Raw genomic sequence first — 19,833 nt, 5'->3', positions numbered from 1 at the left:
GCGCCGCGCGGCGCCCGCCCACTAGCCTGAGCGAATGGGCGAGATCCTGGCGTGGCTCGGCGATTACTGGTGGCTCGTGTTCCCCGTCGGCGGGGCGGCCTTCGGCGTGATCGGCACGGTCACCGGCCTGTTCGAGCGGCAGGCCGAGCAGGAGCATCGCCGCAAGCTCGAGACGATCGAAGCCAAGGCGCGCGCGAAGGCGATCGCGGCGGGCTCCGACGTCTCGCCCGAGGCCATCGAGCGCTCCGACAGCGCCGGCCGGACCCAGCGCCTGGAGCGCCTCATGGAGACCCACGACGAGGTCACCCGCCGCTGGCTCGACTACGAGCTCGACGTGGCCAAGCTCATCGCCTTCCCCACCATGAGCGACGGCCGCGAGGAGCTGACGGCGGCCTTCCTGCGCGCCAAGAAGGTCGCCGACGGGCTGCGCCCGGCGTCGGCCGAGGAGCGGATCGATGCCGAGACGCTCGCCGAGTACCGCGACGCCGTGCACGACTTCGAGGTCGCGTTCGACATCGCCGAGCAGAACGCCCGCCGCGTGCGCGACACCGGCTTCACCGATGCGGAGCGCCGCCGGCTCGAGCGGGCACAGCAGCTGCTGCGCACCGCCGTCGACACCTCCGCCACGGCGGCCGAGCGGCAGGTGGCGTACAAGCGGGTGCGCGAGGAGCTCGACGGGCTGATCGCGCTCTCCGACGGCGCGATCGAGGTGCTCGAGAAGAAGGTCGCGCCCGAGATCGAGGGGTGACGCGCGACCGGGGCGCGGCGCCTCGATAGGATCGCCGCGTGACTCCCAGCGTCGTGATCCCCGCCCCCATCCCGCTCGGCGCCGGCGTCGTCAAGCGCCCCACGCGGATGCCCGACGGCCGCGAGCTGATCTACTACGACGACGCGGGCACCACGCTCTCCGACGAGCGCCGCGTCGACGAGCGCACCCTCGATCCCCGGCCGGCGACCGCGACGATGCGGCGCGACGTGCTGACGGGCGACTGGATCTCGGTCGCCGCCGCGCGCCAGAACCGCGCGCACCTGCCCCCGGCCGACCTGGATCCGCTGGCGCCGCAGACCCCGACCAACCCCTCGGAGGTCCCCGACCGGTACGACGTCGTGGTGTTCGAGAACCGCTCGCCCTCGTTCGGCCCCGCGCTGGCCGAGGCGATCGGCGACGCCCCCGCGGGCGAGAACCCACCCGGCGACCTCGACGCACCGGGCCTGGGCCGCACCTTCACCTCGGTGGGCCGCTGCGAGGTCGTGTGCTTCAGCCCCGAACGGGAGGGGTCCTTCGGCACGCAGACCGTGGCCCGCGCCCGCACGGTGATCGAGGCGTGGGCCGATCGCACCAGCGTGCTGTCGGCGCTGCCGGGCGTGCAGCAGGTGTTCCCGTTCGAGAACCGTGGCGAGGCGATCGGCGTCACGCTGCACCACCCGCACGGCCAGATCTACGCCTACCCGTACGTGACCCCGCGCACGCGGCTGCTCCTGCAGGCGCTCGAGCGCGAGGGCACCGACCTGTTCGCGCGCATCCTCGACTTCGAGCAGGCCGGTCCGCGCGTGGTGCTCGAGGCCGAGCACTGGCTCGCCTACGTGCCGTTCGCCGCGCGGTGGCCAATCGAGGTCCACCTCGCGCCGCGCCGCCACGCCGCCGACTTCGCCGAGCTGACCGCGGCCGAGCGCGACGAGCTCGCGCGAGTGTACCTGCGGCTGCTGCGGGGCGTCGACCGGCTCTACCCCAGCCCGACCCCGTACATCGCCGCCTGGCACCAGGCCCCCGTGCACGTCGGGCGCGACGGCGCCCGCCTGCACCTGCAGCTGACCTCGCCGCGCCGCGCGGCCGACAAGCTCAAGTACCTGGCCGGCTCCGAGGCCGCCATGGGCGCGTGGATCGGCGACGTGCCGCCCGAGCAGGCCGCCGAGCGGCTGCGCGCCGCCGTGGCCGAGGTGGGGGAGATCGCGTGACCGCGCTGGACGACGCCCGCGGCCTGCTCGCGTCGCTGACCGACGCGCCCCTCGCCGGGGTGTGGTCGTCGGCGGGCCGCGCCAACCTCATCGGCGAGCACACCGACTACAACGAGGGCTACGTGCTGCCCTTCGCGATCGATCGGCGCACCTACGCGGCCGTGTCGCCGCGGGCCGACGACGCGATCCGTGTGGCGTCGACCTTCGACCCCGACCCGGTCGAGCTGCCGATCGCGCGCCTGGCCGACACCTTCGCGGGCGAGCCCGGCGCGGCCGTGCGCCGCGGCGACGTGCCCGAGTGGGCCGCGTACCCGCTCGGCGTCGCGTGGGCGGCGCTCGAGGCCTCGGGCCGCGCCCCGCACACGGTGCTCGGCCTCGACATCGCCTTCGCCTCCGACGTGCCCGTCGGGGCAGGGCTGTCGTCGTCGGCGGCGATCGAGGGCGCCACGGCGTTCGCGCTCGACGAGCTGTGGCAGCTGGGCCTCGAGGGCATCCAGCTCGCCCGGATCGGGCGCACGGCCGAGAACGAGGCGGTCGGCGCCCCGACCGGCATCATGGACCAGGTCTCGTCGATGCTCGGCCGGGCCGACGCGGCCACGTTCCTCGACTGCCGATCGCTCGAGCACGAGACCGTGGAGCTCGGGCTCGCCGCCGAGGACCTGGCCCTGCTCGTCATCGACACCCAGGTGCAGCACGCCCACTCCACGGGCGGATACCGCGACCGGCGCGAGGCCTGCGAGCGCGGCGCGGCCCTGCTCGGCGTGCCCGCCCTGCGCGACGTCGCCGTGGCCGACCTCGACCGCGCCCGCACCGTGATGGACGAGGTCACCTTCCGCCGCGTGCGGCACATTGTGACCGAGAACCAGCGGGTGCTCGACACCGTGCGCACGCTGCGCGAGCGCGGCCCGCGCGCGATCGGCGAGCTGCTGTTGGCCTCGCACGCCTCGATGCGCGACGACTTCGAGATCTCGGTCCCCGAGCTCGACACCGCGGTGGACGCCGCGATGTCGGCGGGGGCGATCGGCGCGCGGATGACCGGCGGCGGCTTCGGCGGCGCGGCGATCGCGCTCGTCGAGTCCGCCGCGCAGGATCGCGTCACCGCGGCGGTGACCGAGGCGTTCGCCGCCGCCGGGTTCGCCGAGCCGCGGATCTTCCCCGTCACCCCGTCGGCCGGCGCGGGCCGCGACCTCTGACCCGCTCCCGCCGGAGGCCCGGACCCCCGCGGTTCGTCCGACGTGGCGCGGCCCCCGGTCGGAGCTTTCGCGCCTCGGGGAGGAGATCCGCGCTCCGGCGGCCGACTCGCGCGGAATCCGGCCGCCGCGGCGCGGATCTCCTCCGCAGCGCGCAGCACGTCCGACCGAGCGCGCCCCTGCGGCAGGACGTCCGACCGAGCGCGCCCGCGTGGCGGGCCGCCGGCCCTCAGGCCGGCGCGGGGCGCGAGGTCTCGGCGGGAGCGGGGCCGGTGCTCTCGCGCACGACGAGCTGCGTGGGCACGATCGTGATGCGCGGCTCCGGCGGCGGCCCCGATCGCACCAGCTCGAGCGCGGAGGCCACGCACCGGTGGCCGACGTCGGCGAAGTCCTGGTGCACCGAGGTCAGCGGCGGGGCGTAGCCGCGGCCGTCGGCGGTGTCGTCGAAGCCGACCACGCTCACGTCGTGCGGCACGCGGCGTCCCGCCTCGGCGAGGGCGCGGTATAGGCCCAGGGCCATCTGGTCGTTCGCGCAGAACACGGCCGTGCACCCGGGGTCGCGGGCCAGCTCCCGCCCGGCGAGATAGCCCGACTCCACGCTCCAGTCGCCCCGCACGAGCGGCGGGATCTCGCGGCCGGCGTCGCGCAGCGCGGCGCGCCACCCCTCGATGCGGCGCGCGGCCGGGCGGGAGGTCTCGGGGCCGGCGAGGTGGTGCACGGTGCGGTGCCCGAGCCCGAGCAGGTGCTCGGTCGCCAGGCGGCCGCCGCCGGCCTGATCCGTGTCGACGATCACCTGCGCCTCGGCCACGTCGGGATCCATGTACACGACGGGCACCCCGGGCGGCAGCATTTCGGCCGCGTGCGCGAGCATCGGCGCCTCCATGTTGAGGATGAGCGCGTCGACCGTGAGCTCCTGCAGCCGCGAGAACACCCGGTCCACGCCGGCCTGGCTCGTGGCGTGCACGGGAATGAGCGTCGTCGCGTAGCCCTCGGCGGCGGCCGACAGCGCGATCGCCTCGATCGTGCGGACGTCGCCGAGCGTAGACAGGGTGTGCGAGAGCACGCCGAGCGTGCGGAACGAGCCCAGCTTGAGCGCGCGCGCCGCACTGTTGGGCCGGTAGCCCAGCTCGTTCATCGCCCGGATCACGCGCTGCCGCGTCGCGGGGACGACGGCCGCCGTGCCGTTGGCGACGCGCGAGACGGTCTGCATCGAGACCCCCGCGCGCGCGGCGACGTCGGCCATCGAGACGCGGCGGCTCTCGCGCGACGCCGGGCGGTTCTCAGTCATGGTGGCATCACCGTACCGCGTCGCGGGAGGTTGCGGCGGCTCCGGAAATGTGGTGATGTTTGCGTAAACATCCGCGGCATCCACGCAAGGAGGCGAGCTGCAGCGATGACGACGACGTCACCACCGATCGCGATCCCCCGGCCGGCACGGCCCGGGCGGCGCGCCTCGAGCGCGCGGGCCGCGGGCGGCCGCTGGACCGGCTGGGCCTTCCTGGCGCCCTTCGCGGTCGTGTTCGCCCTCGTGTTCATCGCGCCGATCGTCTACGCGCTCTGGCTGAGCCTGTTCCGCAACCAGCTCGTGGGCGGCAACGCCTTCGTGGGCCTCGAGAACTACGTCGCGGCCTTCGGCGACGGCGCGTTCTGGGCCGGCGTGGTGCGGGTGGCCCTGTTCCTGCTCATCCAGGTGCCGATCATGCTGTTCCTGTCGCTGCTCGTGGCCCTCGCGCTCGACAGCGGCCGCCTGTACGGCACCGGGTTCTTCCGCCTGTCGATCTTCCTGCCCTACGCGGTGCCCGCCGTGGTCGCGGCCCTCATGTGGGGGTTCATGTACGGCACCCGCTTCGGCCTCGTCGGCAACCTCAACGACCTGCTCGGCATCCAGCTGCCCGATCTGCTGTCGCCGAGCCTGGTGCTCGCCTCGATCGGCAACATCGTGACCTGGGAGTTCCTGGGCTACAACATGCTCATCTTCTACTCGGCGCTGCGCGTGATCCCCACCTCGCTGTACGAGGCCGCCGCGATCGACGGGGCCAGCCAGTTCCGCATCATCCGGGCCATCAAGCTGCCGGCCATCCGCGGATCCCTCGTCGTCGCCACGATCTTCTCGATCATCGGCAGCTTCCAGCTGTTCAACGAGCCGAGCATCATGCAGTCGCTCGCGCCCAACGCGATCACGACGTCGTTCACGCCCAACCTGTACGCCTACAACCTCGCGTTCGCCGGCCAGCAGCTCAACTACTCGGCGACCGTGGCGATCATCATGGGCGTGATCACGATGGTCATCGCCTACGTCGTGCAGCTGCGCGGCATGCGGAGGGCCGACTGATCATGACGACCACCCGCCTGCTCACCGTCGCCCCGTCGGTCACGCGCCGCCGTCGCCTGGGCACCACCGACCGCCCGCGCCGCAGCGTCACGCTCACCGTGCTCACCGCGATCGTGCTGGTGTACTCGCTGATCCCGCTGATCTGGCTGTTCATCAACGCCTCCAAGACCCAGAGCGATCTGTTCTCGACCTTCGGCCTCTGGTTCGGCGACGAGTTCGCGCTGTTCGACAACATCGCGCGCGCCCTGACCTACGACGACGGCATCTTCCTGCGCTGGTTCGGCAACACGCTGCTCTACGTCGTGGTGGGCGCGGGCGGGGCCACGCTGCTGGCCGTGCTCGGCGGCTACGCACTGGCCAAGTACGAGTTCGCGGGCAAGCGCGCGGTGTTCGCCGTCGTCATCGGCGCCGTCGCGGTGCCCGGCACGGCGCTGGCGGTGCCGACGTTCCTCATGTTCAGCTCGATGGGCCTCACCAACACGCCCTGGTCGGTGATCATCCCCTCGCTCATCTCGCCCTTCGGCCTCTACCTGATGTGGACGTTCGCGAGCGAGGCCGTGCCGACCGAGCTGATGGAGGCGGCGCGGATCGACGGCGCCGGCGAGTTCCGCATCTTCTGGCAGGTGGCGCTGCGGCTGCTCGCGCCCGGCATGGTCACCGTGCTGCTGTTCACGATGGTCGCCACATGGAACAACTACTTCCTGCCCCTCATCATGCTGCGCGACCCCGACTGGTACCCGCTCATCATCGGCCTGAACCAGTGGAACGCGCAGGCGGCGACGGCCGGCGGCACCGCGATCTTCGATCTCGTGCTGACCGGATCGCTGCTCACGATCGTGCCGCTGATCATCGCCTTCCTCTTCCTGCAGCGGTACTGGCAGTCCGGCCTCGCGGCCGGATCCGTCAAGGAATGACCCCCACCACCCACACAAAGAAGTGAGAATCGCATGACCCGGATCACCCCACGGACGCGCCGCGTCCTCATCGGCACCGCCGTCGCCGGCGTGGCCTCGCTCTCCCTCGCCGCCTGCTCGGCCGGCGCCACCGACACCGACGACGCCCTGGAGGAGGGCGGCACGATCACGGTCTGGGCGTGGGAGCCCACGCTCGAGCAGGTCGTCGCCGACTTCGAGGCCGAGAACCCCGGGGTCACCGTCGACCTCGTCAACGTCGGCACCGGCATCGACTCGTACACGGCACTGTCCAACGCGATCACGGCCGGCACCGGCCTGCCCGACGTCGCCCAGGTCGAGTACTACGCGCTGCCGCAGTACGCGCTGCAGGGCGCGCTGCAGGACCTCACCGAGTACGGCGCCGACGAGTACGAGGGCACCTACGCCCCCGGCCCGTGGTCGTCGGTGACCTCGGGCGACCAGATCATCGGCCTGCCGATGGACTCCGGCCCCATGGCGCTGTTCTACAACAAGGAGGTGTTCGACCAGTACGGCATCGAGGTGCCGACCACCTGGGACGAGTACCTGCAGGCCGCGCGCGACCTGCACGCCGCCAACCCGGACGTCTACATCACCAACGACTCGGGCGACGCCGGCCTGGCCGCGTCGATCATGTGGCAGGCCGGCGGCACCCCGTGGACGGTCGACGAGACCACGGTCGGCTTCGACCTCACGGGCGACGAGGGCGCCCAGCGCTACGCCGAGGTGTGGCAGACGATGCTCGACGAGGGCCTCGTCTCGCCGATCGCCGGCTGGTCGGACGAGTGGTTCGCCGGCCTGTCCGACGGCACGATCGCGACCCTGCCGATCGGTGCGTGGATGCCCGCCAACCTCGAGGGCAGCGCCCCCGACGGCGCCGGCGCCTGGCGCGTGGCCCCCATGCCGCAGTGGGAGGAGGGCGAGGTGACCTCGTCGGAGAACGGCGGCAGCTCGCTGGCGATCCCCGCCGACGCCGAGAACAAGGAGCTTGCCTACGAGTTCATCGAGTACGCCAACGCCGGCGACGGCGTGCAGACCCGCCTCGACGGCGGCGCCTTCCCGGCCACCGTCGCCGACCTCGAGTCGGAGGAGTTCCTGAGCGAGGAGTTCGAGTACTTCGGCGGCCAGCAGGCCAACCAGGTGTTCTCGGAGTCGTCGGCCGCGGTGGTCGAGGGCTGGCAGTACCTGCCGTTCCAGGTCTACGCCAACACGGTGTTCGGCGACTCGGTCGGCCAGGCGTTCCTGGGCGGGACGACGATCGCCGACGGCCTGGCCGCCTGGCAGTCCACGCTCGAGGACTACGGCACCGAGCAGGGCTTCACCGTCGAATGATCCCCGTGGGGGCGGGGTCGACCGATCCCGCCCCCGCTTCCCCCTCACGACTCGAAGGACGTCCCTCCCGCATGCAGAACCACCGCTGGCTGCGCACCCCGCACGGCACCCCCCGACGCATCTCCTACGGCGCCGACTACAACCCGGAGCAGTGGCCGCGGGAGGTGTGGGACGAGGACATCCGCCTCATGAAGCAGGCCGGGGTCGACGTCGTCTCGGTGGCGATCTTCTCGTGGGCCGCGCTGCAGCCGGCCGAGGATCGGTGGGACTTCGCCTGGCTCGACGAGGTCATCGACCTGCTGCACGCCAACGGCATCGGCGTGGATCTCGCCACCGCCACCGCCTCTCCCCCGCCGTGGCTGACCACCGCGCACCCCGAGGTGCTGCCGCAGACGGCCGACGGGGCCACCGTCTGGCCGGGCGGCCGCCAGCACTGGCGCCCCACCTCGCCGGTGTTCCGCCGCCACGCGCTCGCGCTCGTCGAGAAGCTCGCGGAGCGCTACGCCGATCACCCCGGCATCGTGGCGTGGCACGTGAGCAACGAGCTCGGCTGCCACAACGCCTACGACTACTCCGACGACGCCGCGCGCGCCTTCCGCGCCTGGCTCCAGGCGCGCTACGGCACCATCGACCGGCTCAACCACGCGTGGGGCACGGCGTTCTGGTCGCAGCGGTACGGATCCTTCGACGAGATCCGGCCCCCGCGCCGCTCCTACGCGTTCCCCAACCCGACGCAGCAGCTGGACTTCGCGCGGTTCTCGTCCGACGCGCTCAAGGACCACCTGATCGCCGAGCGCGAGATCCTGAACCGGATCACCCCCGACATCCCCGTGACGACGAACTTCATGATCATGGGCGAGACCCGCCACGCGGACTACGCCGACTGGGCCCACGAGATCGATTTCGTCTCGAACGACCACTACGTCACCGAGGGGCGCGATGAGCTGGCGTTCTCGGCGGCGCTCACCAGCGGCGTGGCCCGCCACCGCCCGTGGTTCCTCATGGAGCACTCCACGAGCGCGGTGAACTGGCAGCCCATCAACCGGCCCAAGCGCACGAACGAGCTCGTGCGCGACTCGCTCACCCACGTCGCCCACGGCGCCGACGCCGTCTGCTACTTCCAGTGGCGCCAGTCCGCGGCCGGCGCCGAGAAGTACCACTCGTCGATGGTCCCCCACGGCGGCGAGGACACCCGGGTCTACCGCGAGGTCGAGCGCCTCGGCGGCCTGCTGCGGCGGCTCGACCCGGTGGCGGGATCGGACCGCGATCGCTCGCCCGTCGCGATCCTGTTCGACTGGGACTCGTGGTGGGCCAGCGAGCTGGACTCGCACCCCACCGACCGGCTGCGCTACCGCCGCGAGGCCCTGGACTGGTGGACGGCGCTGCTGAACGCCGGGGTCCGCGCCGACGTGCTGCCCACCGACGCGGACCTGTCGGGCTACCGCCTCGTGATCGCGCCCGTGCTCTACGCGGTGCCGCAGGGGCTGCGCGCCCGCCTCGAGGACTACGTGCGCGGCGGCGGCCACCTCGTCGCGACGTACTTCTCGGGCATCGTCGACGAGGACGACCGCGTCTGGCTCGGCGGCTACCCCGGCGCGTTCCGCGAGCTGCTCGGCATCCGCGTGGAGGAGTTCCGGCCGCTGTGGGACGGCGAGACGATCGGCCTGTCGATCGGCGTGCGCGGCGACCTGTGGAGCGAGCCGGTCGATCTCGTGGCCGACGACGTGGAGGTGCTGGCCGCCTACACCGACGACGACCTGGCCGGCGGTCCGGCGGTCACGTGGCGCCCGGTCGGCGCCGGCGCGGCCGCCTACGTCTCGACGCGGCTCGGTGCCGACGGCCTCGGCGCGGTGCTGCCGACGCTGCTCGAGCGGGCCGGCGTGGCGTCGGAGCTGCCCGAGCCGCTGCGCGGCACCGTCGAGCTCGCCGTGCGGCGGGCGGGCGATCGCCGCATCCGCTTCCTCATCAACCGCACCGACGACGCGGTGCGCCTGGACGGCATCGAGGGCGAGTACCTCGTGGGCGGCCCCGACCTGCCGCCGCGCGGCGTCGCCGTCGTCGGCTGAGGCGCGGGGGCGGATCGCCCGGTCGTGACAGACTCGATCGGGTGATCCCCACCCCCTCCGCCGAGACCGTCGACCGCTTCTGGCGCGAGGCGCGCGCCGCCGCGCCCGAGCTGCCCGCCGATCCGCCCGCCGCCGATCGCGTGTGGGGCTTCGGCGCCACGCCCGAGCACGCCGACGGCCTGCTCGCGCTCGTGCTCGCCGGCGTGAAGACCGGCACGTCCGGCTCGCTGTGGGACTACGAGGCCGAGGGCGAGGAGGTGACGCGCGTCGGCGAGTACGACGTGATCCTGGACGGGTCGGGCGCCCCGCGTGCCGTGATCCAGACCGTCGCCGTCGAGACCGTGCCGTTCGACGAGGTGACCGCCGAGCACGCCTTCGCCGAGGGCGAGGACGATCGCAGCCTGGCCTCGTGGCGCGCCATCCACGAGCGCTTCTTCACCGAGCACGCGAGCCACGATCGCGGCTTCGACGCGCGGATGCCCGTGGTCTGCGAGCGCTTCCGCCTCATCTACCCCGCCTAGGCCCTGCGGGGAGATCCACGCCTGGCCCGCTGCGCCCAGCGGCCGGTCGGAGCCTTCGCGCGCCCGAGCGGACATCCGCGCTCCGGCGGCCAAGCCGGGAGGATTCCCACCGCCGCAGCGCGGATCTCCTCCGCACGGCGCGGATCCTCCGCCGGACGGCGGCGGTACGGCGCCGCGACCGCCGCCCGCGCGGGTCAGGCGAGCGCGGGCTCGGCCACCTTCTCCAGCTCGGCGCCCAGGAAGCGGGCGAGCGCGAGGCGGGCGGAGCGCTTCGTGAGCGCCTCGACGTCGCTGTTGTAGTTCGTGTTCGTGTTGACGTCGTAGACCACGCGGGTGCCGTCGGCCTTCTCGATGAACTCGACCCCGGCGATCTCGATCCGGTGGGCCGCGAGGAAGGCCTCCAGCTGCACGATGAGCGGATCGTCGGCGTCGATGTCGAAGCGCTCGCGGAACGGCGCGGTCCCCGCGTCGGCGGCGGCCTGGGCGTCCTCGGTGGTCTCGGCTCCGGGCACCGCGCACACGGCGAGCGCCGAGAAGTCCACCTGGCAGGCGTCTGCCGGGCACAGCTCGAACGACCCGGCCGACGTGTCGACCCGCACCGCGTAGACGAACTTCCCGCCCGCGAACTCGGCGCGGGTGATCGACTGATCCGCCGATTCGACGAACTCCTGCAGCAGGGTGATGCCGTCCGAGGCCTCCTCGAACTCCGCCGAGTCGACGTAGCGGTCGAACTCGTCGTAGTCGGCGAACTTGCGCACGCCGAGGCCCTTGCCGCCCTGGTTGTGCTTCGTGATGAACGGCACGGCGAGCTCGCGCGCGCGGGCCTTGAGGTCGGCGCGGCCGAACACCGCGATCGTCTGCGGCACCGTGAACCCGGCCGCGCGCAGCAGCGCGTACTGCACCACCTTCGACACCTCGATCTCCACGACCGACGAGCCGTTCACCGTGCGGCGTCCGTGCGCCTCGAGCCAGCGCAGCACCGCGCGCGCGTACTCCTTGGCGTGGGCCCGCTCGCGCGTGTGGCTCGAGGCCGACAGCCGCGACCAGAACACGCCCTGCGGCGGAACGCCCGTCAGATCGATCGATCCGTCCTCCAGCACCCACTCCACCAGCGGCACGCCCAGCTCGTCGAAGGCCTCGCGCAGCGGCGGGATCCACTCCGGGTTGTCGTGCAGCACGTAGACGGCGCGCGCGGCGGCGGCATCGGGTCGGATCGCGTTCATGCCGTCCATCCTCTCAAGCCCGCGGCTGGGTGCGGCGCGGGGATGACGCCGCGTGACGCGAAGGGGGTTGCGGTGGTCGCGCAAGCCGATGGACGTTCAGCCCGCGGCGGCCCGGGCCCGCTCGGCCGCCTCGCGCGCCAGCCGCGGCGAGAGGCCGATGTGGGCCGAGGGATCCAGCAGCGCCGCCACCCGCTCGGCGCCGAGGTGCCCGGTCACGCGCGGATCGGCCACGAGCAGCTCCTGGAACGGCAGGCCCTCGGTCGCGGCGCGCATGGCGTGCTCGTAGACGATGCGGTGCGCCTCCTCGCGTCCGATCCGCTCGCCCAGGGCCAGCATCACCGACTCGGAGCCCAGCATTGATCCGCTCAGCTGCAGGTTGCGGCGCATGCGGGCCGGGAAGAGCTCCAGGCCCGTGACCACGATGCGCAGCCGCACGAGCAGGTCGCCCGTCTTCACGAGCGCCTCCTCGATCGCGCCGTCGAGCGCGGCCGTGGCGCCGCTGTCGGCCTCGTGCGGGTGGATGAGGGCCTGCACCGCCTCGGGCGCGAGGGCGCGGATCTGCGCGGAGAGCTCGATCATGTCGGGCGCGAGCTTGGGGTTGCGCTTGTGCGGCATGGTGGAGCTGCCCACCGAGCCCGGCGGCACGGGCTCCGACACCTCGCCGAACTCCGTGCCCATGAGGGTCTCGACCTCCACCGCCACGCGCGCGCAGACGGCCGCGAGCAGCGCCAGGTCGACCACGTACCCGGACTGCGGCGAGAGCACGGCGCGCGACGGGATCGGCATCGCGCCCAGCCCGAGGTCCTCGGCCACGAGGGCCTGCACCTCGGGGCCGCGATCGCCGAGCGAGGCGAAGCTGCCCACGGCGCCGCCCATCATCACGCGCAGGCAGGGCTCGACGCCGCGGTCCAGCCGGTCCAGCGCGCGCAGCAGGTCGTCGATCCAGGTGGCGGCCTTGAGGCCGAACGTGATCGGCACGGCGTGCTGGCCGTGGGTGCGGCCGGGCATGATCATCTCGGCCGAGCGATCGGCGAGATCGGCCAGGGCACGCAGGCAGTCGCGTATCAGCGCGACGACGATCGCGTGCGCGTCGCGGATGAGCAGCGCCATGCCCGTCTGCATGATGTTCTGCGTCGTCGCGCCCCAGTGCACCCAGCCGGCGGCGTCCCCGCCCACCACGCGGGTGAGCTCCTCCACGAGCGGCACGAGGGCGTGCGCCTGCACGCGGGTGGCGGCGGCGATGCGATCGGCGTCGAGCGCCTCGACCCGCGCGCACGCCGCGATCCGCGCGGCGGCGGCCTCCGGGATGATCCCGAGGCGCGCCTCCGCGCGCGCGAGCGCGGCCTCGACATCGAGCCGCGCCTGCCACACGCTGCGCTCCGAGAACAGCGCGCGGATGCCGGCGTCGGGCACGCGGTGATCGGTGAACCGCGCGGTCTCCCCGACGATCTCGGCGATCGTGCGGTCGAGCGGCGCCTCCAGCGCGCTCATCGCACCCCGGCGGCCGCGGCGACGACCGGCGTCGAGTCGTCGCCCTTCGGCCCGCGCTCGAGCAGGTTCATGACGAGCAGCACGACGAAGATGATCGCGATCTGCAGCGAGCCGTACGCCGCCGCCGAGCCGAAGTCGCTCGAGTAGATGCGGTTGTAGATCTCGATCGACATCGGCGGGAACCCGGCGGGGTACACCACCGCCGAGGCCACGTACTCCCCGACGCCGTCGATGAACGCCAGCAGCGCACCCGCCAGCAGGCCCTTCCACACGAGCGGCATGATGACCGTCACGATCGAGCGCAGCGGCGAGGCGCCGAGCGACTGCGCCGCCTCGTCGACCGACGGATCGATCGTGTCGATCGATGCGGTCGTCTCGCGGAAGACGAGCGGGATGTACCGCACGAAGTACGCCACCGGGAGGATGAACAGCGTGCCGATGAGCACGAGCCCGAAGTTCGTGGGCGTCGGCGAGGCGAACGCCGTGGCGATGTTCACGCCGATGACCGTGCCGGGCAGGGCCCACGGCAGCATCACCATGGCGTCGAGCACGCCCTTGCCGCGCCGCAGCGGCCAGCGCGAGATGATCCACGCCGCGGCCCCGCCGATGACCACCGCCGCGATCGTCGCGAAGAACGCCATCTGCAGCGACACGTTGATCGGCAGGAAGGCATCCGGGTCGGTGAAGATCGACAGGTAGTTCTCGAGCGTGTACTCGGGCGGCAGCACCTGCGTGGTCCACGTGCGGTTCTTCGAGAACGACACGAGGATGATCACCGCCACGGGCGCGACGAGCACGGCCGCGAGCACGAGGCTCACGAGCCCCGCCAGCACGGATCGCCAGCCCCTGGTCTTGGTGCGGCCCCGCTGGATGCCCTTCGACAGGCTGCGGTAGGTCTGGCGGCCCTGGTACCAGCGCATCAGGAAGAGGAAGACGATCGAGACGACGGCGAGCACCGTGGCCTGCGCCGACGCCAGCTCGTAGTTGCCGCTCACGCGGGTCTCGACGATCCGGTTGGTGAGCATGGAGACGCCGTACAGCTGCGGCGCGGTGAACGAGGCCATCGACGTCATGAACGTCAGCAGCGCGCCGGCCACCATCGCCGGAGTCAGCATCGGCAGCACGACCGTGAGCCACACCTTCCACTTCGGCGCCCCGAGCCCCGCGGCGGCCTCCTCGAGCGAGGTGTCCATGCCCGCCAGGCCGGCCGAGACCGAGAGGTAGAAGTACGGGTACATCGTGAGCACGTGCACGAGCAGCACGCCGCTCACGCCCGTGACCGACACGACGCCGGCGTCGATGCCCGTGAGCTGCTCGAGCGCCCGCGGGAAGATGCCCGTCTCGTTGTAAAGCAGCGTGAAGGCCAGCGCGCCGATCAGCGACGGCAGCGCGAGCGGCAGCACCGAGATGACGTCGAGCAGGCGGCGCCCGGGGAAGTCGAAGCGCGTCAGCAGCACGGCCAGTGCCGTGCCCACGACGGCGCAGATCGCGACGGTGGCCAGCGAGATCCACACCGAGGTCCACAGCGATCGGCTGGTCGAGCCAGACAGGAACGACGCGTAGTTGTCGAGGAAGCCCGCGCCGCCGGTGCTGTTGACGGCCGTCTGCAGCATGGGCAGCACGACGAAGAACAGCACGACGGCGAAGATCGGCAGCGCGAGGAACACGATAAAGCGCTCGCCCGGGGTCAGGCGCTTGCGGCCGCGGCGGGCCGGGCCGACGTGCTCGAGCGCGACGACCTCGGTCTCGGTCTGCACGGTGCCGCTCATCAGACGTCCGCCGATTCGGGGATGAGCCAGCCGGCCCGCGGATCGACGGCGAGCCCGATGCGCGAGCCCTGCGCCACGTCGATGTCGGGCGTCGAGACGGCCACGGTGGAGCCGGCCAGGTCGACGTCGAGCATCGCCGTGGAACCGAGGAACTCCAGCGTCGACACGACGCCGTGCAGCGTGGCCTCGGCCTCGCCCACCACGCGCAGCGCCTCGGGCCGCAGCGAGATCTCCACCGCCTGCCCCGGCCCGACGGGCACGTCGGGGTGGCGGCGCACGATCACGTCGCTGTCGGCGATCCGCACCGTGGCGGTGTCGGCCTCGGCGGAGACGACGGTGGCCGGCACCACGTTGCTGCGGCCGATGAAGCGGGCCACGAACGCCGTGGCGGGCTCGGCGTAGATCTTGCGGGGCGTGTCGACCTGGTGCGCGCGGCCGTCGGCGAGCACGGCGATCCGGTCGCTCATGGCCATCGCCTCGGACTGGTCGTGCGTGACGTAGATGGCCGTGGTGGCGGCGGCCTTCTGCACCTCGCGGATCTGCATGCGCGTCTCTTCGCGCAGCTTGGCGTCGAGGTTCGACAGCGGCTCGTCGAGCAGCAGCACCTCGGGCTCGATCACGATGGCGCGGGCGAGCGCGACCCGCTGCTGCTGGCCGCCGGAGAGCTGGTCGATGCGCCGCTTGCCGTAGCCGGCCAGCCCCACGCGCTCGAGCGCCTTGTCGACCTTGGCGGTGCGCTCGGCCTTGGCCACGTTGCGCAGCCGCAGGCCGTACGCCACGTTGTCGGCGACGGTCATGTGCGGGAACAGCGCGTAGTTCTGGAACACCATGCCGATGCCGCGCTTGTGGGCGGGCGTGCGGGTGACGTCCTTGTCGCCGAAGCGGATCGCCCCGGCGGTGGGTGCCACGAACCCCGCGATCATGCGCAGCAGCGTCGACTTGCCGCAGCCCGACGGGCCCAGGAGCGTGAAGAACTCGCCCGCCTCCACGGTGATGTCGACGGTGACGGTCGGGCGCGCCCCGGCCTGCTCGCCGTAGGTCTTGCTGACGCCGTCGAGGTGGATCGGGATCACGTGCTGCCTCGTCTCTGGATGCTCGGGAAAGGGTGCCCCGGCCGGATCGCTCCGGCCGGGGCGGGGATCATCGGATCAGCCCTGGTCCTTGATGTTCTCGGCCCAGTACTCGATCCACTCGGTCTCGTGCTCGGCCACGAGCGCCTTGTCGTACTCGAGCTCGTTGCGGGTGAGCTCCGAGAGCCACTCGGGCTCCGACTCGACGTCGACCGTGGGGATCTGGAACGCGTTGTTGATCAGCCACTCCTGCGTCTCCTGGCTGAAGATGAACTCCGCGAACGCCTCGGCGCCCTCCGGGTTCGGGCCGCCGGCGATCTTCGCGATGCCGTCGGTGTTGATCGGCGATCCCGATTCCGGCTCGATGATGTCGAACGCGGCACCCTGGGCGGCCTGGGCCATGATGTCCTGGTGGTTCCAGAGGGTGATCGGAGCCTCCTGGCGCTCCAGGCGCAGGTACAGGTCCTCGGGGTTGGCCGCGTACGCCTTGGTGTTGGCATCGAGCGCCTTGAGCCACTCGTAGCCGCGGTCGGGCGAGCCGTCCTCCTCGTAGAACCGGGCGATCATGGCCGCGTAGATGGCGCGCATCGTGCCCGAAGCGGCGACGTCGCGGATGATGATCTGATCCTTGTACGTCGGGTCGATCAGGTCGTCCCAGTCGTGGGGCGCGTCGGCCTCGTCCATCATCTCGGTGTTGTAGGCGATCAGCTGCAGCTGCAGCATCTCGGCCACCCACTTGTCGTCGTCGAACTGGTACTCGTCCTTCACGGCCTCGAGCACGGGCTCGCCCCACGGCTCGATGAGGTCCTCGTTGGCGGCCGGGGTGAACAGCGAGGGCGTGCCGCCCCACCACACGTCGGCCTGCGGGTTGCTCGCCTCGGCGCGCACGCGGTCGGCGACCTCGGCGGCACCGAGCGTGACCAGCTGCACGTCGTAGCCGGAGGCCTCCTCGAACATCGGGATGATCTCGTCGGTGATCGCCGCCGGGCGCGGCGAGTAGATGGTGACGGTGCCCTTCGGCTCGGCCGAGCTGTCGCCGCTCGGGGCGTCGCCGCCGCCGGCGGGCTGCAGCCCGCAGCCGGTGAGAGCGAGCCCGAGGGCGACGGTCGTTGCCGTCGCAGCAAGGATCTTGCGGTTCATGTCCTGGTGCCCCCTTTGGCGCGAGGTGAGTGCGGATCGGTCGTCGATCCTGGGTCCTGCGGTGTCGTCGACCCCATGATGGATCGATCCACCACGTGACCCTACCGGCTGCTGGATCGATCCACCAGTCACGATCCGGACACGGGGTGCGCGCCGCACGACTCCCGCACGATCAGGCGCGGCTCGAGCAGGTGCGACGCCACGGGGCCGCCGCGCTCGATCGCCTCGATGAGCGCGCGCGCCGCCTGGGCGCCGAGCTCGCCGGCGTGCTGGTCGACGGTCGTCAGCGCCGGCGCCCAGAACGCCGTCTGCCCGAGGCCGTCGTAGCCGATCACGCGCACGCGGCCGTCGAGGCCGGCGTCCTGCAGCGCGCGCCCGAAGCCCAGCGCCACGAGATCGCCGTGGCAGATCACGCCGTCGGGCAGCTCGTCCTCGGCCAGCAGCCGCAGTGCCGCCACCTGACCGCCCTCGGCCGTCGGCTCGCCCTCGACCTCGGCGAACGCGACGTCCAGCCCGCTGTCGGCGATCGCGCGTCGGGCGCCCTCGATCCGCTCCACGCGCGACGAGACGCCGTCGACGCTGCCGATGTAGGCGATCCGCCGGCAGCCGTGGTCGAGCAGGTGCCGGGCCGCGAGGTACGCGCCGCGCGCGTTGTCGACGCCGATGTACGGGTGCTCGGCGCCGAGCACGTGGCGGCTCACGAACGCGCTCGGCACGCCCCACGCCCGCAGCTCGTCGATGAGCCCCGCATCGCTCCCCGTGGCCGGGATGATCGCCACGCCCGCGACGTCGTGTTCGCGCAGCGTCTCGAGCGCCCGGCGCTGCCGGTCGACGCGGTCCATGGTCGAGACCATCAGCAGCGTGTAGCCGGCGTCGGTGAAGGTGGACTCCAGCCCGACGAGCATCTCGCCGTAGTGGGGGCGATGGATGTTCGTGACCACCACGCCCACGCTGCGCGATGACTGGCGCCGCAGCGACCCGGCCGCCTGGTGGTACACGTAGCCGAGCTCGGCCATGACCGCCCGCACCCGCTCGCGCGTCTCGTCCGAGACGCGGCCGGTCTCGGCGATCACGTTGGACGCCGTCGTGCGCGACACCCCCGCCGCCTGCGCCACGTCGCGCAGCGTCACTCGCTTCTTGCCCACGCGCTCAGCGTAGGCGGTCGCGGCGCGCTCGCATGTTCGGATCGGTCTGCGGTGGTCCCTTCTCGCCGAGACTGCATGTTCGCGCCGAGACAGCGTGCACCACCTGCTGTTTCGGCGCAGGCGTGCTGTCTCGGCGCATGCGGGCGCTGCGCTCGCACGCCCCGGGTCAGCGACCGGCGACGGCCTCGCGGGCCCGCCACGCGGCCTGCCGGGCGATCTCCGGCGAGAGGCCGACGTGCTTGGTGGGATCGAGCAACTCGCGGATCTGCGGCGCCGAGAGCGCGCCGGCGACGCGCTCGTCGTCGATGAGGAGCTCCTCGAAGTCGTCCTCCTCGGTCTTGATCGCCTGCATCGCGATCTCGTAGACGATGCGGTGCGCCTCGTCGCGCCCGATCTCCTCGCCGAGGGCCAGCATCACGGCCTCGGAGCCGATCATGTTGCCGCTGAGCTCGAGGTTGCGCTTCATGCGGTCGGGGAAGAGCTCCAGGCCCTCGAGCACGATCTTCAGGCGCATGAGCATGTCGCCCATCGCGATGAGGGCGGCCGCCATGATCGCCTCGAGCTTCGCGGTGGCGCCGCCGTCGGCCTCGTGCGGGTGCACGATCGCGCCCATGGCCTCGGGCGCGAGGCCCCGCACCTGCGCGGAGAGGTCGAGCACATCGGCGCACAGCTTGGGGTTGCGCTTGTGCGGCATGGTCGAGCTGCCGACCGATCCCTCGGGCACCGGCTCCGACACCTCGCCGAACTCCGTCTGCATGCCCGTCTCGATCTCGATCGCGATGCGCCCGGCGCACGAGGCGAGCAGCGCGAGATCGGTGATGTAGGCCGACTGCGGCGACAGTAGCGCGCGCGAGGGCACGGGCATCGGCTCGAGGCGCAGCTTCTCGGCCACGCGCTGCTGCACCTTGGGGCCCAGCGCGCCGAGCGAGGCGTAGGTGCCGACGGCGCCGGCCGTCATCACGCGCAGGCACGGCTGCACGCCGCGGCGGATGCGATCGTGGCCGCGCAGGAAGTCGTCGATCCACGTGGCCACCTTCACGCCGAAGGTGATCGGCACGGCGTGCTGGCCGTGGGTGCGGCCCGGCATGATCATCGTCGCGGAGCGCTCGGCGAGGTCGGCCATCGCCCCGAGGCAGTCGAGCACGAGCTGGTTGATGATCCGGTGGGCCCGCTTGATGAGGATCGCGTTGCCGGACTGGGTGATGTTCTGGGTCGTGGCGCCCCAGTGCACCCAGCCGCCGGCGTGATCGCCCGCCACCCGCACGAGCTCCTCGATGAGCGGCATGAGGGGGTGGCCCTGGATGCGCATGTCGGCGACGACGCGGTCGAGGTCGAGATTCTCGAGCCTGGCGACCTCGGTGATGCGCCGCGCCGCGTCGGCCGGCACGATGCCGAGCTCCGCCTCGGCCTGCGCGAGCGCGACCTCGACGTCGAGCCAGGCCTGCCAGATGCTCTCCTGCGTGTAGATCGCTCGGATCCCCGCATCGGGAACGCTGTAGTCCGTGAATCTGCTGGCCTCGCCGGCGACATCGGAGATCGACGGGATTCTGGACACGTTCCCGAGGTTACTCCCGTCGTGACGGATCGATTCATCACGGAGGCGGTTGACACCCGCCCGGTTCGATGGTTAGTTAGTCGAGTAAGTAACCGATAGACCACCGGGAGT

16 protein-coding genes are annotated in these 19,833 nt (G+C 72.2%); 8 read left to right on the top strand and 8 right to left on the bottom strand.

All coding sequences use genetic code 11. The features are described 5' to 3' along the window. Positions 1-34 precede the first annotated feature (34 nt). From E3O41_RS00635 to galK, 3 genes are all read left to right on the top strand, one after another. Positions 35-748: a hypothetical protein gene (locus E3O41_RS00635; protein WP_067028379.1), complete on the top strand. Its 714-nt coding sequence runs from the start codon at positions 35-37 to the stop codon at positions 746-748. A 107-nt stretch (positions 749-855) separates the two neighbouring features. Further along, entirely contained in the window at positions 856-1,956 is a 1,101-nt protein-coding gene (galT, locus tag E3O41_RS00630; protein WP_083991075.1) for a galactose-1-phosphate uridylyltransferase, read from the top strand. Next, on the top strand, positions 1,953-3,149 hold the full coding sequence (galK, locus tag E3O41_RS00625; protein ID WP_067028382.1) for a galactokinase: 1,197 nt from the start codon (positions 1,953-1,955) through the stop codon (positions 3,147-3,149). Before galT ends, galK begins: the two co-directional genes overlap by 4 nt. A gap of 226 nt (positions 3,150-3,375) precedes the next feature. On the opposite strand, the gene E3O41_RS00620 is transcribed toward galK, so the two are convergent. Further along, positions 3,376-4,434, bottom strand: coding sequence for a LacI family DNA-binding transcriptional regulator (locus tag E3O41_RS00620; protein ID WP_067028384.1), 1,059 nt, complete (start codon positions 4,432-4,434; stop codon positions 3,376-3,378). 105 nt (positions 4,435-4,539) lie between these two features. Between E3O41_RS00620 and E3O41_RS00615 the strand changes: the two genes are divergently transcribed. The 5 genes from E3O41_RS00615 (at position 4,540) to E3O41_RS00595 (ending at position 10,329) form a co-directional block, all read left to right on the top strand. After that, positions 4,540-5,478 carry a carbohydrate ABC transporter permease gene (locus E3O41_RS00615; protein ID WP_135011777.1) on the top strand — a complete coding sequence of 313 codons (939 nt, stop codon included), beginning with the start codon at positions 4,540-4,542 and terminating at the stop codon, positions 5,476-5,478. Positions 5,479-5,480: 2 nt separating this feature from the next. Beyond that, entirely contained in the window at positions 5,481-6,392 is a 912-nt protein-coding gene (locus tag E3O41_RS00610; protein ID WP_067028388.1) for a carbohydrate ABC transporter permease, read from the top strand. Between the two features lie 33 nt (positions 6,393-6,425). Further along, the gene (locus E3O41_RS00605) at positions 6,426-7,742 is read left to right on the top strand and encodes an ABC transporter substrate-binding protein (protein ID WP_067028390.1); all 1,317 of its coding nucleotides are present in this window, start codon (positions 6,426-6,428) and stop codon (positions 7,740-7,742) included. A gap of 71 nt (positions 7,743-7,813) precedes the next feature. Beyond that, positions 7,814-9,808: a beta-galactosidase gene (locus tag E3O41_RS00600; RefSeq protein ID WP_135011775.1), complete on the top strand. Its 1,995-nt coding sequence runs from the start codon at positions 7,814-7,816 to the stop codon at positions 9,806-9,808. A gap of 41 nt (positions 9,809-9,849) precedes the next feature. Then, positions 9,850-10,329 (top strand): ASCH domain-containing protein, encoded by a 480-nt coding sequence (locus E3O41_RS00595; protein WP_420845473.1) that lies wholly within the window; start codon positions 9,850-9,852, stop codon positions 10,327-10,329. 194 nt (positions 10,330-10,523) lie between these two features. On the opposite strand, the gene E3O41_RS00590 is transcribed toward E3O41_RS00595, so the two are convergent. The 7 genes from E3O41_RS00590 to E3O41_RS00560 all read right to left on the bottom strand — a co-directional run bounded on the left by E3O41_RS00590 (position 10,524) and on the right by E3O41_RS00560 (position 19,722). Then, a complete protein-coding gene (locus E3O41_RS00590) occupies positions 10,524-11,552 on the bottom strand; it encodes an ATP-grasp domain-containing protein (RefSeq protein WP_067028394.1) in 1,029 nt (342 codons plus the stop codon). Between the two features lie 96 nt (positions 11,553-11,648). Continuing rightward, positions 11,649-13,043 carry a lyase family protein gene (locus E3O41_RS00585; protein ID WP_135011773.1) on the bottom strand — a complete coding sequence of 465 codons (1,395 nt, stop codon included), beginning with the start codon at positions 13,041-13,043 and terminating at the stop codon, positions 11,649-11,651. Continuing rightward, positions 13,040-14,812, bottom strand: a complete 1,773-nt coding sequence (locus E3O41_RS00580) for an ABC transporter permease (protein ID WP_083991073.1) — start codon at positions 14,810-14,812, stop codon at positions 13,040-13,042. Before E3O41_RS00580 ends, E3O41_RS00585 begins: the two co-directional genes overlap by 4 nt. Then, entirely contained in the window at positions 14,812-15,885 is a 1,074-nt protein-coding gene (locus tag E3O41_RS00575) for an ABC transporter ATP-binding protein (protein WP_135011771.1), read from the bottom strand. Before E3O41_RS00575 ends, E3O41_RS00580 begins: the two co-directional genes overlap by 1 nt. A gap of 75 nt (positions 15,886-15,960) precedes the next feature. After that, positions 15,961-17,022, bottom strand: a complete 1,062-nt coding sequence (locus tag E3O41_RS00570; RefSeq protein ID WP_067028398.1) for an extracellular solute-binding protein — start codon at positions 17,020-17,022, stop codon at positions 15,961-15,963. A 128-nt stretch (positions 17,023-17,150) separates the two neighbouring features. Beyond that, on the bottom strand, positions 17,151-18,167 hold the full coding sequence (locus E3O41_RS00565; protein ID WP_067028400.1) for a LacI family DNA-binding transcriptional regulator: 1,017 nt from the start codon (positions 18,165-18,167) through the stop codon (positions 17,151-17,153). A 166-nt stretch (positions 18,168-18,333) separates the two neighbouring features. Then, positions 18,334-19,722 (bottom strand): class-II fumarase/aspartase family protein, encoded by a 1,389-nt coding sequence (locus tag E3O41_RS00560; RefSeq protein WP_218939250.1) that lies wholly within the window; start codon positions 19,720-19,722, stop codon positions 18,334-18,336. Positions 19,723-19,833: the final 111 nt, after the last annotated feature.

The organism is Microbacterium sediminis (assembly GCF_004564075.1).
Taxonomy (GTDB): domain Bacteria; phylum Actinomycetota; class Actinomycetes; order Actinomycetales; family Microbacteriaceae; genus Microbacterium; species Microbacterium sediminis.
Note: the sequence above shows the minus strand (reverse complement) of the source record. Positions and strands in the feature narration are given on the sequence as shown.